Consider the following 21,736-nt stretch of genomic DNA (forward strand, 5'->3'; position numbering starts at 1 on the left):
TTAGTTTGATTGATGTGAGCGCGAATTCGCAGATGCAAAAAGTGTAATAAACGGGTACAATTATTTCCGGTTCAGTGACTTCATAATCCGGTAATAAATATTCTAAAACATTTTTTCGTATTTGCGGAAACATAACAATAAAGAGGAATGATCTGCATGAAACTGATAATTGACGGGAAATCGCTATCCTTGGAAAAAATAGAATTCTTTCTTAATGAAAATCCGATAGTTGAATTATCTCCCGGATCCAGGGTGAAAGTACAAAAGGCACGAAAGCTTATTGATGAATGGATTGAGAGCAGCAAAACAATTTACGGCGTTACAACAGGCTTCGGAGGATTCTCAAGCGTCCGCATCCCAAAGAAAGATATTGAACAGCTTCAGGAAAATCTGATCGTAAGTCACACTGCCGGTGTCGGCGAAAATCTTCCGCCGTTCATTGTAAAACTTATGATGCTTTTACGTGCAAACGCACTTGCAAGCGGTTACTCGGGGATTCGGCTCGAAACACTCCAGCTGCTTATCGATATGATGAATAACAATATCATTCCGGTAATCCCATCTCAGGGATCGGTTGGCGCAAGCGGTGATCTCGCACCGTTGTCTCATCTTGTTCTGGCAATGATCGGTAAAGGAAAGGTACAGTTGATTGGTAATGTTGCCAATACGGAATCTGTCAACACAAAAATAGTATCTGCAAAATCCGCTTTAAAAAAATCCGGACTTAATCCGGTACGCCTTATGGCCAAGGAAGGTCTGGCTCTCATCAACGGCACTCAGATGATGGCCGCATTCGGCGCATTCATCTGCATTGAAGCAAAAAAATTAACCAGGCTTGCAGATATTGCGGGGGCTTTGTCGCATGAAGCTTTGCGTTCCACAGACCGTGCATTCGATAAACGTGTACATTCTCTAAGGCCCTATCCGGGTCAATTAGCATCTGCACGCAATATTCTTGAACTGATTAAAAAGAGTGAGATCCGCGCTTCTCACTTACAGGACGATCCGCGTGTACAGGACTCCTACTCCATACGCTGTATTCCGCAGGTTCACGGTGCATCCAGGGATGCAATAGAATACATCTGTTCACGTATTGAAATTGAAATCAATTCGGTTAACGATAATCCGATTATTTTCCCTGAGGATAAGGATTACATAAGCGGAGGAAACTTCCACGGGCAGCCGCTGGCTCTCCCGCTGGATTTTATGGCTATCGCACTTTCAGAGCTTGCGGATATCTCTGAAAGAAGAATTGACCGGCTTACAAACGGCACATCCGAAAAACTGCCGAAGTTTCTTGCGAAGGAAGGGGGACTTAATTCCGGTTACATGATTGCGCAATATACTGCCGCGGCGCTTGTATCGGAGAACAAAGTATTATCGCATCCAGCCAGCGTAGATTCAATTCCAACATCAGCCGGAAAGGAGGATCTCAATTCGATGGGATCTATCTCTGCCCGGAAATGTTTTCAGATTCTTAGAAATGTTCAAACCGTGATCGCTATTGAAATGCTTCTAGCGTGTCAGGGAATCGATTTCTTAAAACCGTTGAAGTGCGGTATTGGAACAGGAGCAGCATATGACACAATAAGAAAAGAGATTCCGACACTTGAGAGGGATAGAATTTTAAAAAACGATCTTGACAGAATTATAGATTTATTAAAAAGCGGAAGGATTCAGAAAAGTGTTGAAAAGGTTGTTGATTTGAAATAAGCCGTCATTGCATATTTTTTTCTGTTTTATCGGATTTATTTTTATAAATACTTTCTTTGCCGAGCCGTTCCCTGCGGTCAATCCACTTATCCAGTTTACTTATCAACAATCCGAACAATGCCAGTCCGGCCAGAAGCAAAATAGAGACAAGAATAAATACGATTGTATAAAGGCTCATATTACCTATTCATATAGTTTGTTGTTTTTCACTCCGTTCTATACAATAAAATTATTATAATTATCATAAAGAGTAAACCTGCCGGTAAATTCAAATTACTTATGCATTTTCTTATCAAATTCTTAAGTTGCCTTTACAAAATATCAACCATTGGAGAAAATCATGTCTATTGTCCTCAACGGTTCAAACCTGACGGTGGAAAAACTTACGGCAATTGCCCGCTACAATGAAAAAGTTGAATTAGCTCCCGACGCACTTGAGAGAATCAAAACATGCAGGTCTATGCTCGAAGAAAAAGTTAAAGCTCGTGAAATAATGTATGGTGTAAATACCGGAATCGGTGAATTTTCGGAAGTAGTATTGAACGACGATCAGGTAAAAGAATTTCAGAAATATCTGATCTATAATCATGCAGCGGGGATCGGCGATCCGGCTCCGGTTGAATACGTCCGCGGCGCAATGGCCGGGCGTATTAATGTCCATGCCCACGGGATGAGCGGAATCCGTCCGGAAATCACACTTACTCTGGTTGAAATGCTAAACAAAAGTGTTACTCCGGTTGTCTGTCAGAAAGGTTCAGTTGGTGCCTGCGGCGACCTTGCACCGATGAGCCAGATTGCTCTTCTTATGATGGGTGAAGGCGAAGCATACTATAAAGGAGAACGCCTGCAGGGTAAAACAGCTTTTGAGAAAGCCGGAATAAAAATTCCAGGGCTTCAGGCACGCGACGGCCTTGGGACAATCAACGGCTCAAATTTGCTCACGGCAATGAGCGCAATTCACCTTTACGATATTAACCGCTGGTTAAAGCAGGCGGAGATTGCATGCGCAATGACACTCGAAGCGCTGTTTGCAAACTTAAAACCTTATGACACAAGACTTCATCAGGTTAGAGGATTTACTGGCGCTGTCCGTAGCGCGAAATCAATATTGAAATCTATTATGGGAAGCGATCTTCAAACCGGAAAACTTAAAACCAAAGTTCAGGATGCCTACTCAATGCGTTCAAGCCCTCAGGTTATCGGGGCCGCCCACGATGCAGTAAAATGGGCAAAAGAACAGGTTGAAATTGAATTGAACGGAGTTGGCGACAATCCCATTTTCATGCCGGAGTACAAGATCACTCTTACAGGTGCTAATTTTCAGGGGACACCAGTTTCACTGCCGATGGATATGATTGGCGCCGCTGTTACTATGGTGAGTGTATTATCGGAGAGAAGATTAAACAGGCTTCTTAATCCTGCTCTCAGTATCGGCCTTCCCGAATTTTTAACCAAGGGAGCGGGAATGTTTTCAGGATTAATGCTCAGTCAGTATACTGCAGATACTTTAATTGCAGAACAAAGAATTCTTTCGATGCCGGCATCAATTCAGTCCATACCAGCCGCAGCAGATCAGGAGGACTTTGTTTCGATGGGTATGAACACTGCAATTAAAAATGCGCAGATATTAGATAACGCCTATGGAGTTTTAGGAATTGAATTTATTGCTGCTGCACAAGCGCTCGATTTTAGAAATTTCACAAACGGTAAAGGCGTAACAAAAGCGAGAGAAGTCGTTAGAAGACACGTCGCGCATCTTGATGTTGACAGGCCATTGTATCCGGATCATACAAAAATGAAAGAGGTTGTTAAGAGCTGTGAAATTTTAGATGAGGTGGAAAAAGAGATCGGTTCGCTTGAATAAAATCAGAATTATAAACGGGCTTGAACATTCAAGCCCGTTTAATTAGTTCTCTTCCACATCAAATTCTTTTTCCATTGATACATTTTTCTGCGAAAAATCATCGGTCAGATTAAATATTATTTTGTACTTACCCGGCCGGTAGGAAGAATCGAACTGAATCTGGATTTCAACAGGAAGGTCTGTAAATTTTTCTTTGGATTTCTGATCAATCAAACCTTCCGAAATTCCCTCCAGACGTTTTCCGTCTGCTGTAACAATATCAATTGTATAGGAGAGTTTAACTGAATATTCCCCGCCGGATTCATTCTGGGTGAATCCTTTTACCCTGCAGGAGGCGTTCAATTCCCATCCGTCTTCCATAGAATAGGTAAATGCTTCGGGCGAAAAAAGCTCGAGTTTTTCCTCTTTGCCTGAACAGGCCGCAAGGATCAGTATTATTAAAAGGGCCGGAAAAATCCGACCCGTACGTGAAATCATAATATTACTTTTCATTCTTCAATTAATTATTTTTTTTAAATTCCTGCATAAAGGCAGCGAGATCTTCAACGCCCTTTTTCGGGAATGCGTTATAGATCGATGCCCGGATACCGCCGACACTTCTATGTCCTTTCAATCCTTCAAATCCTTTCTTCTTGGCTTCATCAATAAATTTCTTTTCAAGTTCTTCATTCGGAAGTCTGTAAGTAACATTCATAAGCGACCGGTCTTCAACTGCGGTTGTACCTTTATAGTATCCGCCGCTTCCGTCAATTGCATTATAAAGTACATTCGCTTTTTCAAGATTGAGCTTATACATAGCATCAAGTCCGCCCATATTTAACAGCCACTTGAATACGAGTCCAGCAATGTAAATTCCGAATGTAGTTGGCGTATTATACATCGAATCGTTTTCAACATGAATTTTATAGTTCATATATGTGTGGAGTGAGTCTGATGATCTTTCAAGAAGATCTTTACGGATAATGACAACTGTAACTCCGGAAGGGCCGATATTTTTCTGCGCACCGGCATAGATCAATCCGTACTTATTAATATCAAGCATTTTATGGAGGAAATCCGACGAAGCATCGCACACCAGCGGTACATTACCTGCAACCGGTTCGGTTTTCCATTGCGTTCCATATATCGTATTATTAGAAGTAAAGTGAACATAAGAAGCATCAGCATCGAGTTTTAATTCGGTTTGCTTCGGGATCCGGACAAAGTTTTCGCTTTCAGTTGTTGCGGCAATATTAACCGTTCCTACTCTCTTAGCTTCTTTAACAGATTTTTTTGCCCAGGAGCCTGTTACTATATAATCAGCTTTGTTTTTTGGGGGCATCAGATTAAGCGGTACCATAGAAAATTGCAGCGTTGCACCACCCTGCAGAAAAAGAACTGCGTAGTTATCACCGATATTAAGGAGCTTCCTCAGATCAGCATCAGCCTCTTTGATAATACCATCAAATATTTTTCCACGGTGACTCATTTCCATAACACTCATACCGCTTCCCTTATAGGAATAGAGATCCTTCTGAGCTTCAAGCAATACCTCTTCTGGTAAAATAGCCGGTCCGGCACTTAGATTATAAATACGTTTTTCCATGTTTATCTCCATTTGTTTTTACTCGTGTCGATCGGTTGAAAATTGCAAGCCGATTAACACATATATTAAATTGTATGTATTAACAAACCATCTCTTAATTTCGGTTCAAACCAGGTTGATTTAGGAGGCATTGTTTCGCCGGCATCCGATATTCTGATCAGGTCGTCTACCGATACCGGATACATAGAAAAAGCAACTGCCGCTTTTCCTGTATCAACGAGTTTCACCAATTCTTCGGTACCTCTGATACCGCCAATGAAATCGATCCGGTTATCGGTACGGGGATCTTCAATTCCTAATACCGGATGAAGAAGATAATTCTGTAAAATGCTTACATCGAGATTATCGCCCACCGACTGAGCGTGTTTTACATTCTGATTCGGCTTCAACAGATACCATTTTTTATCAATATACATTACAATCGACTTTGTAGAAGGCGGATCAGGAGATTCCACGGGCTCAACTGAAAAATTGGACTTTACATTGTCAAGAAACCGAGCAGTATCCATACCTTTAAGATCGTGAACTACTCTGTTATAAGGCATAATTCTGAGCTGTTCTGCCGGGAAAAGAACAGCGAGAAAAAAATTATATTCCTCGGTTCCATTGTGATCAGGATTCTGGTCCTTTTTTGCTTTTTGAGTTCTGCTCGCGCTTGCAGCACGGTGATGACCGTCCGCAATGTAAAGATTTTTTACAGCAGCAATCTCTTTTACAATAGTTTTTAACGAATCCTGATTTAAAACCCAAATCTGATGTTTGATTCCGTCGGCAGCGGTAAAATCATAGATCGGGGAGGTTTTACTCATTGAATCAGAAACAATTTTATTAACAGCCTCAATTCCTTTATAGGTTAAAAAAACCGGGCCGGTCTGTGCACCTGTTGTAATGATGTGATTAGTCCTATCATCCTCTTTTACTTTACGTGTCTTCTCGTGTTTTTTAATAACATCATTATTATAATCATCAACAGAAAATGTTGCCGCAATTCCGACCTGGGAATGAGTTACCATAGTAAGTTTATAGATATAAAGGTTCGGTACGTCGTCCTGAATTAAGGGAGCTTCAACTCTTAAACGTTCAAAATTTTCTTTTGCTTTCAAATAAACTTCATTAGAATAGACATTAACATCAGGGCTCATTTCAATTTCAGAGCGGGTAACGCGCAGAAGACTTAAAGGATTTCCTTTTGCCTGAGCTGCCGCTTCTTCTTTGTTAACCACATCATAAGGAACGCTTGCTACAAGATGAGCAACTTTTTCATGAGGTCTAACTGCTTTAAAGGGGTGAATTACTGCCATGATTTCTCCAAAAATAGTAAAATTTGTGTTGTCAAATTAGCATTAATAGGCAAGATTGTAAACCGGAATTGAACCGGGTGTGACCGGTTTTAAGTTGAAAAACCTCTGCACCCGGATTTAGGGTGCAGAGGAATGATATTTACTATTCAATCATTGAGATCATTATGCCGATTTCTTCAACCATTTCATCTGTATTTCCGCCAAATCCAACACTTTTAAAGCGGATATTTCCTTTCCCGTCAATAATGAATTTGGTGGGGATTCCGGAAACTTTAAATGCGGAGACAACTTCATTTTTATCATCCATCAGGACATGGAAAGGGTAATTATTCTTAGAGATAAAATCGCCGGCATTCTTAACCTTATCTTCAACATTTTCCCATGTATTGAGGAAAAGGAATTTGGCTTTTCCAGTTGATTCGTATTTTTCTACGGCCAGTTTCATACCGGGGAATGAGGCCAGGCACGGACCGCACCATGTAGCCCAGAAGTCAACAATAACAACCTTTCCTTTAAAATCGGCGAGCGAGACTTTTTTACCGTTAAGATCAACAAGCGAGAATTGAGGCGCCGGTTCATCTATAAGGTCTTTTTTTAGTTTTGCAATAATTTTTTCTTTTGCAGCATCTTCAAATTTCTGATAATAACCGGCAAAGCCGTTTTCGGAACCTCCGGTTTGAATGAAGGCGGTTTTAAGAAGATCTTTCATCGCCGGAGTGCTGAATCCGTCTGAAATATATTTTTCGATTTCAGTTTTTGCTTTTTGATAATTTTTAGATTCAACCAATAACCTGGAATAGTTTTCATTTAATTCCGGATTTTCAAAACCGGATAATTCTGCAGCTTCTTCGAGAGATTTGAGAGCTTCATCTTTTTTGCCGAGCTTATCCTGGATCATACCGTATGTATCGAGTACCATTCCGAGAGAGTTCCTGCCGTATTTTTCCCATTCCTTTGCGGTATAATAAGCCGGTTTCGGTTGAGCCGGTTTCACCAGTTGTTCTCTTCCAACGGCAACACCTTTACCAGCTATATCAAGAGCAAGATTAAGATCGGCATTTTTTTCAAACATCGACCAGGCTAATGAATTATATTGGGAGGCGGTTGCGCCTGTAAATTTCTCGGTCAGAAAAGTTTTAGCTTCGGAATATTTACCGGTCTGGATATAATTGCGCAAAATCTCCGAATGAATATTCATCTTGTAAACTGAGTTTGGATATGCATTAAGAAAATCGTTAAAGGATTTCATTTTCTCTTCTGCATCTTTAATCTGTCTAAGAGCTAAAAACTTCTGCATCTGCGAATAATTTCCATTAGGATATTTCTCGTTTACAATCGATTTATATTTGGCCGACTCTTCTGTTTCTTTCAATCTGTCGAACCAGCTGATCAAAAGACTCAAGTCTCCTTCTGATAGATTATCTTTTTGGGCAAGAGACTTCAGCTCCGAAAGAATAGTTTCTTTTCCCTTCTCTTTTTCAACACTGTTAACAGTAGCGAGGTAGTTGCTTAAAAAATCTTTCTTCTGATCCGGATTTACTGAAAATTCTTTTTTAAAGAGTTTATAAGCTGCTTCCTGATCAGTATCAAGATCGAGAATGGAGAGCCAGGACCCGAATGCACCGCCCAGTCCGGCGTAGGTGCCCGGCAATTCCTTACCGTCCTTTCCAAATAAATGAATCACGTAACCATTCTTATTATTTGTATCTTTGTTTTCATCTCCTTCGAAAATAATAAAGACGCCGTACGAAGTATCGCTCACCGCGAACTGAGCCTCCCAGTTTGCGCCGTTCTTTTTCATTATTATTTCTTCTTTGCCGTCAATAAATTTACCATAGGGGCAGGCTATCATTGTGATCGATTTTGAATCTTTTAATGGTGTATTCTCCGGATTATAGGTAACGGTTATTTTTTCACCCGGAACAGGTTTTACAGGTTTTACTGTAAACTGATTACCGGCAAATAATTGCGAAATAGTGAAAGTAAGTGTTATAAACAGAACTAATAATGCTCTCTTTTTCATTTAATATTCCCGTTTTTTTTATTCAATGCGGGGCTAAAATAGATATAGTTAAAATAAAAATGAAGTGATTTTTTGCGACACCCCGATTCTAACCGGGATTATGCAGGAATCCTATAAAAAATTTGTAATATTTCATTTGATTCTCTAAATAAAAATTTCCCGATTATATGGAATTTATTAAAGAAATCTCCTGTTTAGCATTAATAAATAAGAACTTTATGCAAACCGAGACAAAATATTTTACTCCGGAAGAAGCTAACAGGACGCTTCCGTTGGTCAAAAAGATTGTTATTGATATTCTAAATGACGCTTCATTAATAAGAAGCATCTCCTCGTCGCTGGCATCGAATATTGAAAACGATCCCGAAATAGTAAGGTTAACCGGGAATATTAAAGGTTACCTTGCCGAACTTGAGGAGATCGGCTGTTACTTTAAGGACTGGAATTTCCAGCTCGGCCTGGTGGACTTTCCCGCTATCATAAACGGTGAAGAAGTATTGCTCTGCTGGCGGAGCGATGAGGATAAAATAGAGTATTTTCACAGTGTGAATGAGGGATACACCGGACGAAAACTGATCGGTGAGCATCTAAAATAAAAAAACCCTGTCTTCAAATTGAAAACAGAGCTTATAAATTGTTCGTGAATTTATTAATTCTTTTTTTCTTCAATCCGATATGTGTGTGTAATCTCAACCGATTTCTGAAGCATGGCAGTAACACTGCAGTATGTTTTCAGGGATAATTCAATAGCGCGCTCAACAGCTTCTTTAGAAATCCCCTTGCCGTAAAAAACATACTCAAGATTTATTTTTGTATATACCTGGGGATGAGTCTCCTGAACATCGGCTGTAATATTCATTTCAAAGCCATCATATTCAATTTTTTTCTTTTTAAGGATTACAGCAACATCGCTTCCGGAGCATCCGGCCAACGAAAGCAGGATCAATTCTTTTGGTCGTATGCCTGCATTGCTTCCGCCGAATTCCTCCGGGCCGTCCATAACCACCCAGTTATTGGAGTCTGTCTTTCCCGAAAATGTAATACCCTGAACCTGTTTTACAAACGCTTTTTTTGTAGCCATTTACTCTCTCCGTTTCAAATTATTTTAATGACTATATGATGAAAAATAATGCCTCCGGATTCAATTATTTTCAAATGCCTATATCCTCATTCCACAATGCGGGATTTGTCCGGATAAAATCCTCCATCAGCTTAATGCATTCATGATCGTTTACTATTTCGAGTTCTACACCGCAGGACCTTACATAATCTTCAGGACCTTTGAATGTTTTGTTTTCACCAATAACTATTCTGGGGATTTTATAAAGCAGAGCCGCGCCGCTGCACATATCGCAGGGCGAAAGAGTTGAATAGAGCACCGCCCTCTGATAATCCTTTGCTGTTAACCGGCCGGCACTCTCGAGGCAATCCATTTCCGCATGAAGAATTGCGCTCCCTTTTTGAACGCGCCTGTTATGTCCGCGTCCGACTATTTCTCCGTCAATAACGAGAACGGAACCGATCGGAATTCCCCCCTCGTTCAGTCCTTTTCGCGCTTCTTCGATTGCCGCTGCTAAAAATTTGTCCTTCATATTGATTCCTTGAAATTAGTATGGATAAAAAAAGTAAAAAAGTATTGAGAAGAAAAAGAAGACCCACATTCCGGATGAAACAGATTTTATTCTTCCTGCGACAAGCATGGTTAAAGGATAAATTACAAATCCTGCAGTCATCCCGATCCCCAGATTATATGTAAAACTCATCAGAGTCATCGTCACAAATACAGGAATCGTTTCTGCAAGATCATCGAACTTCAGATTTGATACCGGGCCAATCATAAGCAGTCCCACTATTATAAGAGCGGAGCCGTAGGCATAAGCGGGGATTGCAGCAAATAGAGGAGCGAAAAAGAGAGCTGTTAAAAAGAGAAGAGCGGTAACTACGGCAGTTAATCCGGATTTTCCACCCGCTTCGATCCCGGTGGCAGATTCGATATAAGAGCCGGTCGTAGTTGTACCGAGAAGCGCTCCTGCCACAGTAGCGAGTGCGTCGCTCAGCATCGGTTTTTCAATTTCCGGAAGATTCCCGTTTTCATCAAGCATCTTTGCTTTGTAGCCGAGACCAAGTAAAGTACCCATAGTATCTACAAAATCCATTACAAAAACTACAAGTACTACTGAAATAAATCCCCATGTAAAAACACCTGCTATATCGAGTTTTAAAAGTACCGGACTTAAATCCGGCGGCATACTTACAATTTGATCCGGCAAAGGAGAAATCTTAAAAATAAATCCGATAACTGCGGTTACGATAATTCCGATAAGTATTGCGCCGTTTACCTTTTTGATCATCAGTATACCGATCAGAAGAAAAGAAACAATTCCCAGGAGTACAGTCGGATCTTTAAAGTTGCCCACGTGTACCGGAGCGCCGGGGACGCCGATTTTAACTATACCGGTTTCATTCAATCCAATAAATGTTAAAAACAAACCGATGCCCGCGGCAAATGCGATTTTCAGACTTTCCGGAATCGAGTTTGCAAGCCAGCTTCTAACTTTAAGCAGAGTAAGAAGCGTAAAAAGGAGTCCGCCCATAAAAATAGCGCCGAGAGCCGTTTGCCAGCTGTATCCGAGCACATTAACAACAGTATAAGCAATAAATGCATTCTCGCCCATATAAGGAGCGATAGCAAAGGGGCGTTTGGCGTAGATTCCCATTAAAAGTGTGCCGAAGAAAGCGCTGATAATTGTTGCAACCATAGAAGCACCAAAAGGCATTCCCGCTGCTTCAAGAATTTTAGGATTAACAATTATTATATAAGCCATAGTTATGAATGTGGTTGCTCCTCCTATTATTTCCTGTTTAACGGAAGTGCCCAACCTGTCCAGTTCAAAATACTTATTAATCATGGCCGCCTCATTATAAGTTACCGAAATCTTTTGCTGCAGTAAGATCTATTATATGAAATCTATTTTCTAAAAAGGTAAAGTACTAACGAAATGATAATGCTAATGATTATTGATGAAGCGAGAGGAAAGTAAAACATGAAATTCCTGCCCTCGATTTTGATATCGCCGGGCAACTTACCGAGCATCGGAATCCGGTCCCAGTAACTTACAATCAATCCGGCTATCACAAGTACAATTCCGGTTATTATCAGAAACTTTCCGGCCGAGTGGAATTCATTCATAACAAAAAGTGTTTTTAATAAATATAAAATAATTGAAATGAAGTTGCATAATTAAGTTTTTATATTTTATTTGAATATATATCTAATAACACCACGGAAAGAAATGATATGAATCTTAAACAGCCAAGCAAACATATCGATATAATCGGGTTTCCAATGGATCTTGGGGCGGATCACAGAGGAGTTGACATGGGTCCATCGGCACTCAGAATCGCCGGTATTGAATCGAAACTTGAAAATCTCGGTTATACTGTTTCGGATCTGGGTGATATTGTTATCCAGAATCAGGAGAGACAGAAAGTAAAAAATCCGAATCTTAAATACCTCGACGAAATTGTAAAGCGAACCGAATCCCTCGCCCGCAAGGTTGAAAAGTCTCTTTCCGCCGGTAATTTTCCGCTATGCCTCGGCGGAGATCATTCGATGGCTATAGGTTCTGTTTCGGGTATTGCTTCCTACTGCAAAGCAAATAAGATTGAACTTGGAATGATCTGGATTGACGCTCATGCGGACTTAAACACTGAAGAGACGACCCCCTCCGGGAATATTCATGGTATGAGTGTAGCTTCTCTTCTCGGTTTTGGAAATTCAATGCTTACCGGCCTTCATGGTTTCTCGCCCAAAATAAAACCGGAAAATGTGGTAATGATCGGCCTCAGAAGCGTAGACCCCGGAGAACGGGAACTGATAAAAAAATTAACCTGAAATCTTTTACCATGACGGAAATCGACCGGAAAGGAATCGGATTTATTATTGACAAGAGTCTGAAGGACCTTAAATCGAGGGTGGACCATATACACGTAAGTTTTGATGTCGACAGTATCGATCCTTCAATTGCACCGGGAGTAGGAACACCCGTAAGCGGAGGACTTAATTACAGGGAGGCGCACCTGCTAATGGAAACAATTGCAGAATGCGGATGTATGTCTTCTCTTGAAGTTGCCGAGATTAATCCGATACTTGATAATAAGAACAGGAGCGCAGAAATTACTGCCGAGCTTATTGCATCGGGCCTGGGACAAAGAATTTTATAAGTCCGATATTCTTCGAAGTATTGTTACCGTCGGCTTTAATTTTTATATTCAAATCGAAAATCTAAACTATAGAGAACTGAAAATTGAAACTGAAGCCGTTAATACCAAAATCGGAGATTAGAAAAATTGTTGCGGCCCGCAGGAACGAATTCCCCGCGGAAGATCTGAAAAATAAAACGAAGATGATCTTCGACCGATTTATTGCAACAGACGATTTTGTTAATGCTTTACGGATTCATACTTATATATCTACACGTCCGGGCGAAATCGACACGCGGGAACTTGTTAATCATATGGACCGGTGCGGCAAACAGATTGTTATTCCAAAACTTCACAAAAAGAATGGCTACTTTCAGCGGGCAAACTTTATAAGCTGGGACCACATGGTAAAAAACAGCGACGGTTACCTGGAACCTGCTGTTGGCCTTGATGATGATTTGAGCGATATCGATCTTGTAATTGTTCCAACGGTTGCTGTATCTGTTCTGGGTCAGCGTGTCGGCTACGGCGGAGGATTTTACGACCGATTATTAAAGAATACGTTTGCAAAGAAAATTGTCCTGGCCTTCGAGTTCCAGGTTTTCGAGTACATTGAATCGACTGTTCACGATATTAGAATCGATAAAATAATTACAGAGCTGAGGATTATAAATACACGGCAGCCGATCGACAGAACATCTGAATTGCTATAACCGCATTAATGCAAGAAGAAAACTTCCCCGACATATTTAACGAGCAATACGATTCCGGACATCCCCCCGAATCATATAATAAAAAACTTGAGCGTTCAAACAGCGACCATATTATTGCAGGAACATGTGCCGGTATTGCAAAATACTTTAATACCGAGCCAGCCGTCATAAGGATATTTTTTATACTCACAATTCTTCTCGGTTTCTGGAGTATTGCGGCATATCTGATTGCTTCCTACTTAATACCGAAAGAGAAAGATTCCCGGGAGTTGTCTTCAGAAGAGAAAAAGCAATTGAAGAAAACAAATTTCAGAACTGTTCTAAGCGGTGTCATGATCTATACCGGAATATATTCCGGATTCGCATCAATCGGTTTTTACTCGCCGTGGGGATTCTGGATTTTTAACTACAGTTATATTCTGCCGTTTATAGCAATAGGGTTTGGTATTTTTCTTTTCTTTAATTACGTAAGGGATGAAATTGAGTACTCTACTCCACCTGCAATTAAATTCTACCGTTCCAGAGAGAATAAGATCTTTTTCGGAGTGTGCGTTGGACTGGGCCGGTATCTGAACAACACCGATCCTACTTCGATACGGATTATTATCGTCGTTGCTTCAATGCTCACACTCGGACTTTTAATTCCGGCCTACTTATTAATTGCCCTGCTTTCAAATTACGACGATGCCGGTGAAATATGATCAGCTATAAGAAAATATCGGGATTGGTTTTAATTTTATCGGGTATTGCTCTTATGCTTCAGAGTATAAAAGTTCTTGAGGATGATATGAGCCGGACTGTGGGGGCTGCGTTTCTGTTACAGGGATTGGCCTCTGTTCATCTTTCATTGAAAACGAACAGAAGGGATTTTCTTTTCCTTTTCACGGTCGTTTTTCTGATCGGAATTATTTTGATTACAAGTTCCTATTTCGAAATAATCGAATCGCGCGGACTTGTCTTTTCTTCAATACTTTTCATAACAGGGGCCGGGTTGTTAATTCTGTTCATAGACAACCCAGCGGAAAAGAAATTTTTATATTCAGGTATAACCTTAGTATTAACCGGAATTGCGTCTGTAACATTCCTGAGAGAATTGGGGATTGCCGGATTAGCAAATAAACTGGGTAATGCCGCTGAAGATTTCTGGCCTGTTATTCTCACGCTATCGGGATTAGTCCTGTTTCTTAACAGGAACAGGTAGCCGCTTACAATTATCTCCTCGGGTTTATGGAACCTTCAAGATAACTTTGAATTGAAGGTGTGGGAGAACCGGTATTAGATTCGATTGTAATTTTTATTTTATCGATCTGCTCTCTGGGTAAAAACGGGAAGGATGTTAATCTTAAATATTCGTTCTGATTCGGAGTGTAAACCCCTATTGAGTACGACTGATTTTTACTAACCACCCAAATCTGGTAACCCTGATTCGGTTGAAGCGGTTTTACATTCTTAAACTGTATCAATCCTTCTTTCTGATCGAATGCAAGAAGTAAACGCGCGGAACCTTTTTCAGTAATTTCGATCGGGTTCAAATTAATCACTGTAACATCTTTATTATTGAAAAACTCAATAAGAGAAATATAATTGCTTATAAAATTATTCGAGGTTGAAAGTTCGCTTCGCAGCGAAGTTACCTCCCTATCAAGATCTTCAATTTTGTTGTTCAACTCACTAATGGATGAATACGAATAATAACCTAGAATCGTGAATAAAAGGAGAACCAGAATTATTGCAAGCCAGCCGGATAAACTACCGGAGGACTTGTCTTCACTCTGAGAAGGCTGCACCGTTGAAGGGGACTGATTATTAAACAATGCCTGAGGATTTTCCGGGAGTACGCTTCCCACCTGAGTAAAATGAGAAGTTTTTTCTTTCTCAAGCTCTGCAGTAAGGTTTTCAATTTTTGAAAAGCCCGTTTTCTTGTCCCCCTTTCCGAACGATAACGTATTTTTCTTTTCACTCCGTGTTTCAGAAAGAAATGTCTTGCCGGAGATTGTTTTGGCTGCTGTAAAAGTGCCTGCCCCGCCCACGGTTTGAACTGTCTTTTTCCTTTCCTCTCTTATACGGGTCTTTATCTCGTCCTGCATGCTAATCAGTTTCTTTGCAATATTATCTTTAATTGCAGGATCCGGATTTTCAATATCCAGGATTACAGGGATCATCGAAACAATATTCTGCAGGTCGCCGAGCTCGCTTTCCGGCAATTCACCGCCAGCAGTAAAATAATCCTTGAATTGAACAAAGTTCTCTTTATCCATACATCCGGCAGCAAAGGCAGCAATCATTTCGCTCAAAGGATTGGAAGCCATTCGATTACTCCTTCACCATAAAATCTCTAAGACTGTGCAATGCAGTCATTACTTTGCTTCTTACCGTATCGATTGGAACATTTAGTTTGTCCGCTATCTCGTCTATAGTATAACCTTCGTAATAAGCTAAATGAAGAACATATTTTTGAGTGTCGGTCAGCTTTGTTAGTGCTCTTTCAACTTTTGGCTTCAGACTTACAGCGGTTTTGAAATCGAGACTATCCATTTCTTCAGGGAAAGCGGGAAGTATAAAATAATTTTCGTAATCATCGTCATAAAACTGAACGGTATTATTTGCAACTCTTTCTCTTCTGAGAGAATCTACGGCCTTATTTCGCGTAAGCGTAACAAGCCAGCTGAAGACCGATCCGCTTCTGAAATTGAAGTTGTTTGCCTTTCTCCAGATAATTACAAAAACTTCAACGAGAATCTGTTCGGCACTAATCTGATCCGGTGAGATCTTTTTAATAACGGTATAGAGGAGGGACGAATAACGGTCGTACAGCTCTTCAAGCGCCCTCGACTCAAACCTGGCGATTTCGTGCATCAATTCTAAATCGCTTAAGTCTTTGAATTTGTTCAATTCTCACCAGTTTTTATTTATTTGAAGCAATCAAAGGTATGATATGAGTGAATAAAAATCAATTTAGAGATATTTGTTTCAATCTAAACTAAGTCCAGGAAACCGGACTGCAATCATGATTTTCAATTGAATCAGGTCAGGGTTCATTAATTATATAGATTCAACTTTTTATTATATTTGCAGCACTTTTTAGCAGAGAATGGAAAAAATGACTTCAAAAGAAATAAGAGAACAGTTTTTAAATTTTTTCAAAGATAAAGACCATAAAATAGTTGAAAGCGCACCTGTCGTTCCCCATGGGGATCCAACTCTCCTTTTCACAAACGCCGGAATGAACCAGTTTAAGGATGTTTTTTTAGGCAATGGCAGCAGGGATTACAAACGTGCCGTTGATACTCAGAAATGTATTCGGGTTTCAGGAAAACATAATGACCTCGAAGAAGTTGGACACGATACTTACCATCATACTTTCTTCGAAATGCTCGGAAACTGGTCTTTCGGGGATTACTATAAAAAAGAAGCTATAAGATGGGCATGGGAACTACTAACCGTTGTCTGGAAACTTCCGAAAGAAAGAATCTGGGCCACGGTATACCGGACTGATGACGAAGCATTGGAGTTCTGGAAGAGCGAGACAGATATAAAACATAATCACATACTACGATTCGACGAAAAGGACAATTTCTGGGAAATGGGAGAAACAGGTCCGTGCGGCCCCTGTTCCGAGATTCACATAAACCTGAGCGATGATTACGACAATCCTAAATATGTAAATGCCGGCGACCCGAAATGCATCGAAATCTGGAACCTGGTTTTCATTCAATATAACCGAGATGAAACCGGAAAACTTCATGAACTTCCCGCGAAGCATGTTGATACAGGAATGGGATTTGAACGTGTATGCGCGGTCCTTCAGAATAAAAGTTCCAATTATGACACCGATGTTTTTACACCGATAATCTCTGCAATTGAAAAATTATCTAATATTAATTACGACATTAAACTACCGGCGGACGATAAATCGGCAACAGGACAGACAAATGTTGCTATGCGTGTAATTGCAGATCATATAAGAACACTTACATTCGCAATAGGGGACGGAGCCACACCGGGCAACGAAGGCCGCGGGTATGTTCTAAGACGACTTTTAAGACGGGCTGCACGATATGCCCGCAAACTCAATTTAACACAACCGTTTCTTTATAAACTTGTTGATGTAGTTGTAGAGAATTTTTCTTCTGTTTTCCCGGAAATAAAATCCAACAAATCTCAGATAGAAAAAATAATCAAGGCCGAAGAAGAGAGTTTCAATGCGACTCTCGACCGCGGAATTGAATTGTTTGATTCGCTTACGGCTAAACTCAATTCACAAAAGGAAAAGAAAATTTCCGGCGATGATGTATTTAAACTCTATGATACTTTCGGTTTCCCCGTCGACTTAACCGCAGTTATGGCTCGTGAACAGGGATACACGATTAATGAAGCACGATTTAATGAACTGATGGAAGAGCAGAGAGAACGGGCCCGTAAATCAACAAGAGAGAAACATAACGTAACTTCTGTTTCTATTGATAGAATTGATGATTTTAAGCTCTCTTCCGATCAGCCTACTGTTTTCACAGGTTACGACGAGCTGGCAACCGACGCTGTTATTTCCGGCCTTAAATCTACAGGGGATCAATCGATGGTAATTCTCGACAGGTCGCCGTTCTATGTGGAGTCGGGAGGACAGGTAGACGATACGGGAAATATATTCATCGGCGATACTCACCTTCCGGTAATTGCCCTAAAGAAGATTAATAACCGGGTGGTTCATGTGCTCGATAACTCCGCAAAGATTAAACTTGAAACCGGAATGAAAGTTACAGCCCGGGTCGACGAAAAACGCAGGTGGAATATAATGCGGAATCATTCAGTAACACATTTTATTCACCGTGCACTGCGTCAGATTCTCGGTCAGCATGTTCAGCAATCCGGTTCGTATGTGGGCCCGGATTACCTCCGTTTCGATTTTACTCATTTTGAGAAAGTTAGAGAAGAGGAACTCGAAGCAATTGAATCCCTTGTTAATGAAAAACTCCGGGAGAATCTCCCCATGACGCATCACCGTGATACTCCTTTTGAAGAGGCAAAGAAGATGGGCGCGCTTATGTTCTTTGGCGATAAATACGGAGAGAAAGTAAATGTGGTTCAGTTTGGCGATTTCACGATGGAATTCTGCGGAGGAACGCACGTTAAGAATTCCTCACAGATCGGATTATTAAAAATTGTATCGGAGTCTTCCATAGCAAGCGGTGTGAGAAGAATTGAGGCGGTGACCGGAGCCGGAGTTGAGAAGTATATTCAAGAACAGAAATTGAAAATTGAATCCGAACAGATTAGAATAAATGAGCTTCTGGACGAAAAGAAAAAGCTCGAAAAAGAATTATCCGAAATTAAATTGAAAGAGAAACTCGGCGGGATCGATTCGATTGTAAATTCCCCTGCACTTGTTAGTGGAATTAATATTTTTAAAGGGAAAGTATCCGCCTCGAACATGGACGAGTTGAAATCGATGGGAGATGAATTGCGTGAAAAAATCAAGAGCGGCGTTGGTGTCCTGATTTCTCAAATTGAGGAGAAGGTTGGAATTGTTGCTGTCGTTTCCGATGATTTAATTAAAGATAGAAAAATGAGTGCCGGAAATATTGTTAAAGAAGTAGCGAAAATTGTCGGCGGAAGCGGCGGCGGCAGACCTCATCTGGCAACTGCCGCAGGAAAGGATGTATCAAAAATTGACGAGGCGCTCGAAACACTTGAAAAGTTTGTTGGTTAAGTAAGGGGACCGCTATAACGGTCCCTTTTCATAAAAAAATCATTTCAGTAGCAGCATTTTTTTAACACTTACAAATTTTCCTGCCTGTAGTTTATAAAAGTAGACACCGTTCGAATAATCCTTTGCCTGAAAGTCCACACTATAAACACCCGGTTCATGATTACTGTTAACAAGTTTTTTTATTTCATTTCCCAGTACATCATAAACAGTAAGCACAACAAATGAAATCTCCGGTATATGATAACGGATTGTTGTTGTTGGATTAAAAGGATTTGGGTAATTATTTTCAAGCCTGAATTCCACCGGTAACTGAGTATTATCATTAACCGAAGTAGCAATGTTTAGTTCCTTTTCCTGGGTGTAATCCGACTCCGCATATTGATTGAAAGCATAAATTCTGTAAGTATATGTGTTGTTCATAACAACATTCGCATCTGTATAACTGTTAGTATTGACAGATCCGATTTGAACAAATTGATTGCTGCTGTTTAAACTTCCATCTTTTCTCTCAATAACAAATCCCGTTTCGTTCTCGGAATTATCTGTCCAGTCCAGTTTCGATTTATTGTCCTGTGTCAGCTGCACTCTGAAATCAGCAGGTGTATTTAATTTAGTTGAGAAGTATCGTACCAATGAGTAGGCGCCTTTTTGTGTCGCGTTCTTTGCACGAACCCTCCAGAAAATTCTTTCACCTTTAAGAGTTATTTCTTTTTCGACAGTTGTATCCTGCAGATCCGTTTCGTTAATCAGGATGCCGCTTAAAAAGAACGGATCGGTAGATGCCTGCAATTCATAATGCGTTGCACCGTCAACTTTATTCCATTGGAAAGTAATCTGTCCGGAGAGATTTTTCTGGAGGTCTTGAGGAATAACTGGCTCCGGTTTATTCAGAGGTGAGGTTGTAAACGACTGATCGCTGTTTATTAGCCCTGCGGAAGGCTCGCCATAGGTCCATCCGAAACCTGAGTAACGGTTGCTGCTGCCGCTCAATTGTGCTGAAAAATTATTTGGAAGATTTCCGATGTTTACGCTTGTCAGTCCGTGAGCATCGCCCCCGACAGCTTCAAAAATTCCTCCGTAACTAATAAACTGATTCTGGATTACTGTTCCAGTATAACTCACTGCAATTCCAGCAGGCGGCTGCAACAATTCGCCTGAAGTGAATTCTTTGAAATATGTTTTGAAACCATCCGCTGTATTGCCGGGCGTAAATTGATCCAGAGTATATTCACGGTAGACCTCGCCGGAATTGCCGTTGTATATTGTAACTGTATAATTATTAAGGTCGCTTACGGTACTTTTCAATGCGACTTCAATGAACTGATTTGCCGAGTAAGTAAATGATATTTTATTCGAACCGGAATTAAGGAACAATTCGTTTAGCCATGCAGCGGTTTCGCGTCCTTCCTGCACAACTGGGCTTTCAACAACTACATCGCGTATAAAGTTTTCGTTTGAAGTTCCGAACCTCATCCAGCCATCGGCATCAATCGATATTTGATGAATTTCTTCTATCAAACCACCGGAAGCATCCTGGTCTCTATCGTGTTTAAAGGCAATCTTTTTCACACCACTCGCAAACTCATTAATCCCGGTCACATTAACGCTGTGAGCATACCACTTATTATCAGCCGGGTCTTTCCAAGTAAAATTCATTTCTACATCTTCTCCGTCCTTCATCATTTTTTTCAGAAACTCCCATGTAGGCGGTTTAACCGGTTTCGGATTAAAATTCCTTGCAATGGAATTACCGGAAGTACTGCTCAGATTGCCGTTTACATAATAAGCCTGAAATTTAACCTCAACAGGAAGATTGTATTCCTCCATAAAATCGAGCTTGCCAATTATCATTTTATCAGTATATGTTCCTTCATTCTTTTCGCGTTTCATCAAGCCGCTCAGTTTTTCCATAGTCTTCCTCAAATTCATATCCTGAGGTAAATTAAAATCAGTGTAAGTCGCCTCCATCCATTTCAGACTATTTGCTGTTGCGGTTGGAACACACGCATTTAAATCTCCGGCAAAAGATTCTGTATCGCCATTAGCCGAATCATCAAGATCAAGGTTTGGTGCATCTTTACGATGCCTGTAATCAGAGCGCGAATCTCCGACAGTATGGCCCGGTCGGGTAACGGATTTTATCTCAATACTCTGTTCTTCCGGAACAATCGAACCGCTTGCATTATAATTTACTACTGTCACCGCCACTGTTTTTGTATCAGCCCATGTAGAGGGATCGAATGGATAGAATCCGGTACCGTTCAGTATGTGAATGTAAAGTATTAAGCTTGCAGGTGGATTATACGGAGGTGGTGCGATTAAAGAAAAATCGAACGGTGTAGAAAAAGTTGAAGGTGAATTTGTTTCTGAATTAGAGGGCAGGTACATATTTGACACAATAATATCAAATAGTCCGGCAGCATCATTTTGAGCTCCTACACTTAAAAAAACACCCTGATTTCCAGGAGTATATGTAACTGTAAACAATCCGTTCGGAACAGAGGGAGAATAAAAATTATTTGCGATTTTGTTTACCTCTATTATAAAATTTGATTGGGAAAGGGAAGTAGAGGTTAATAAAAGGGAAAGAAGCAGGGTTTTATAAATTTTGGAAATCATATCAACCC

Annotated in this window: 19 protein-coding genes and 1 pseudogene; 8 read left to right on the plus strand and 12 right to left on the minus strand. The window is 40.5% G+C overall.

What is annotated here, in order from left to right:
- Positions 1-156: 156 nt before the first annotated feature.
- Entirely contained in the window at positions 157-1,713 is a 1,557-nt protein-coding gene (gene hutH / locus PLZ15_03790) for a histidine ammonia-lyase (GenBank protein HOI28859.1), read from the plus strand.
- 4 nt (positions 1,714-1,717) lie between these two features.
- On the opposite strand, the gene PLZ15_03795 is transcribed toward hutH, so the two are convergent.
- Positions 1,718-1,891: a hypothetical protein gene (locus PLZ15_03795; protein HOI28860.1), complete on the minus strand. Its 174-nt coding sequence runs from the start codon at positions 1,889-1,891 to the stop codon at positions 1,718-1,720.
- A gap of 162 nt (positions 1,892-2,053) precedes the next feature.
- Between PLZ15_03795 and PLZ15_03800 the strand changes: the two genes are divergently transcribed.
- The gene (locus tag PLZ15_03800; GenBank protein HOI28861.1) at positions 2,054-3,577 is read left to right on the plus strand and encodes an aromatic amino acid ammonia-lyase; all 1,524 of its coding nucleotides are present in this window, start codon (positions 2,054-2,056) and stop codon (positions 3,575-3,577) included.
- A 42-nt stretch (positions 3,578-3,619) separates the two neighbouring features.
- On the opposite strand, the gene PLZ15_03805 is transcribed toward PLZ15_03800, so the two are convergent.
- From PLZ15_03805 to PLZ15_03820, 4 genes are all read right to left on the minus strand, one after another.
- On the minus strand, positions 3,620-4,069 hold the full coding sequence (locus PLZ15_03805) for a hypothetical protein (GenBank protein ID HOI28862.1): 450 nt from the start codon (positions 4,067-4,069) through the stop codon (positions 3,620-3,622).
- Between the two features lie 7 nt (positions 4,070-4,076).
- Complete coding sequence (gene serC, locus PLZ15_03810) at positions 4,077-5,162, minus strand: 3-phosphoserine/phosphohydroxythreonine transaminase (GenBank protein HOI28863.1); 1,086 nt, start codon at positions 5,160-5,162, stop codon at positions 4,077-4,079.
- A gap of 65 nt (positions 5,163-5,227) precedes the next feature.
- Positions 5,228-6,463 (minus strand): DUF1015 family protein, encoded by a 1,236-nt coding sequence (locus tag PLZ15_03815; protein HOI28864.1) that lies wholly within the window; start codon positions 6,461-6,463, stop codon positions 5,228-5,230.
- A 142-nt stretch (positions 6,464-6,605) separates the two neighbouring features.
- Positions 6,606-8,486: a redoxin domain-containing protein gene (locus tag PLZ15_03820; protein ID HOI28865.1), complete on the minus strand. Its 1,881-nt coding sequence runs from the start codon at positions 8,484-8,486 to the stop codon at positions 6,606-6,608.
- A 218-nt stretch (positions 8,487-8,704) separates the two neighbouring features.
- Between PLZ15_03820 and PLZ15_03825 the strand changes: the two genes are divergently transcribed.
- Positions 8,705-9,082, plus strand: a complete 378-nt coding sequence (locus tag PLZ15_03825; GenBank protein HOI28866.1) for a DUF2203 domain-containing protein — start codon at positions 8,705-8,707, stop codon at positions 9,080-9,082.
- Positions 9,083-9,135: 53 nt separating this feature from the next.
- On the opposite strand, the gene PLZ15_03830 is transcribed toward PLZ15_03825, so the two are convergent.
- The 4 genes from PLZ15_03830 to PLZ15_03845 form a co-directional block, all read right to left on the minus strand.
- Positions 9,136-9,567: an OsmC family protein gene (locus tag PLZ15_03830; GenBank protein ID HOI28867.1), complete on the minus strand. Its 432-nt coding sequence runs from the start codon at positions 9,565-9,567 to the stop codon at positions 9,136-9,138.
- Between the two features lie 70 nt (positions 9,568-9,637).
- The gene (locus tag PLZ15_03835; GenBank protein HOI28868.1) at positions 9,638-10,078 is read right to left on the minus strand and encodes a nucleoside deaminase; all 441 of its coding nucleotides are present in this window, start codon (positions 10,076-10,078) and stop codon (positions 9,638-9,640) included.
- A gap of 15 nt (positions 10,079-10,093) precedes the next feature.
- On the minus strand, positions 10,094-11,395 hold the full coding sequence (locus PLZ15_03840) for an NCS2 family permease (GenBank protein HOI28869.1): 1,302 nt from the start codon (positions 11,393-11,395) through the stop codon (positions 10,094-10,096).
- 59 nt (positions 11,396-11,454) lie between these two features.
- Positions 11,455-11,676, minus strand: a complete 222-nt coding sequence (locus tag PLZ15_03845; protein ID HOI28870.1) for a DUF2905 domain-containing protein — start codon at positions 11,674-11,676, stop codon at positions 11,455-11,457.
- A 189-nt stretch (positions 11,677-11,865) separates the two neighbouring features.
- Here PLZ15_03845 and rocF point away from each other — a divergent pair.
- The 4 genes and pseudogenes from rocF to PLZ15_03865 all read left to right on the plus strand — a co-directional run bounded on the left by rocF (position 11,866) and on the right by PLZ15_03865 (position 14,603).
- Positions 11,866-12,710, plus strand: a pseudogene (rocF, locus tag PLZ15_03850) (arginase).
- Positions 12,711-12,793: 83 nt separating this feature from the next.
- On the plus strand, positions 12,794-13,402 hold the full coding sequence (locus PLZ15_03855) for a 5-formyltetrahydrofolate cyclo-ligase (GenBank protein ID HOI28871.1): 609 nt from the start codon (positions 12,794-12,796) through the stop codon (positions 13,400-13,402).
- Positions 13,403-13,410: 8 nt separating this feature from the next.
- Positions 13,411-14,103 (plus strand): PspC domain-containing protein, encoded by a 693-nt coding sequence (locus PLZ15_03860; GenBank protein ID HOI28872.1) that lies wholly within the window; start codon positions 13,411-13,413, stop codon positions 14,101-14,103.
- Complete coding sequence (locus tag PLZ15_03865; GenBank protein HOI28873.1) at positions 14,100-14,603, plus strand: hypothetical protein; 504 nt, start codon at positions 14,100-14,102, stop codon at positions 14,601-14,603. Before PLZ15_03860 ends, PLZ15_03865 begins: the two co-directional genes overlap by 4 nt.
- Positions 14,604-14,613: 10 nt before the next feature.
- On the opposite strand, the gene PLZ15_03870 is transcribed toward PLZ15_03865, so the two are convergent.
- Both PLZ15_03870 and PLZ15_03875 read right to left on the minus strand, forming a co-directional pair.
- Positions 14,614-15,711 carry an anti-sigma factor gene (locus PLZ15_03870; protein ID HOI28874.1) on the minus strand — a complete coding sequence of 366 codons (1,098 nt, stop codon included), beginning with the start codon at positions 15,709-15,711 and terminating at the stop codon, positions 14,614-14,616.
- A gap of 4 nt (positions 15,712-15,715) precedes the next feature.
- Positions 15,716-16,294, minus strand: coding sequence for a sigma-70 family RNA polymerase sigma factor (locus PLZ15_03875; GenBank protein HOI28875.1), 579 nt, complete (start codon positions 16,292-16,294; stop codon positions 15,716-15,718).
- 208 nt (positions 16,295-16,502) lie between these two features.
- On the opposite strand from PLZ15_03875, the gene alaS reads away from it, so the two are divergent.
- Entirely contained in the window at positions 16,503-19,109 is a 2,607-nt protein-coding gene (alaS, locus tag PLZ15_03880; protein ID HOI28876.1) for an alanine--tRNA ligase, read from the plus strand.
- A gap of 39 nt (positions 19,110-19,148) precedes the next feature.
- On the opposite strand, the gene PLZ15_03885 is transcribed toward alaS, so the two are convergent.
- Positions 19,149-21,728: a T9SS type A sorting domain-containing protein gene (locus PLZ15_03885; GenBank protein ID HOI28877.1), complete on the minus strand. Its 2,580-nt coding sequence runs from the start codon at positions 21,726-21,728 to the stop codon at positions 19,149-19,151.
- Between the last annotated feature and the right edge of the window lie 8 nt (positions 21,729-21,736).

It is taken from the genome of Melioribacteraceae bacterium, assembly GCA_035362835.1.
In the GTDB taxonomy this organism is placed as follows: domain Bacteria; phylum Bacteroidota; class Ignavibacteria; order Ignavibacteriales; family Melioribacteraceae; genus DSXH01.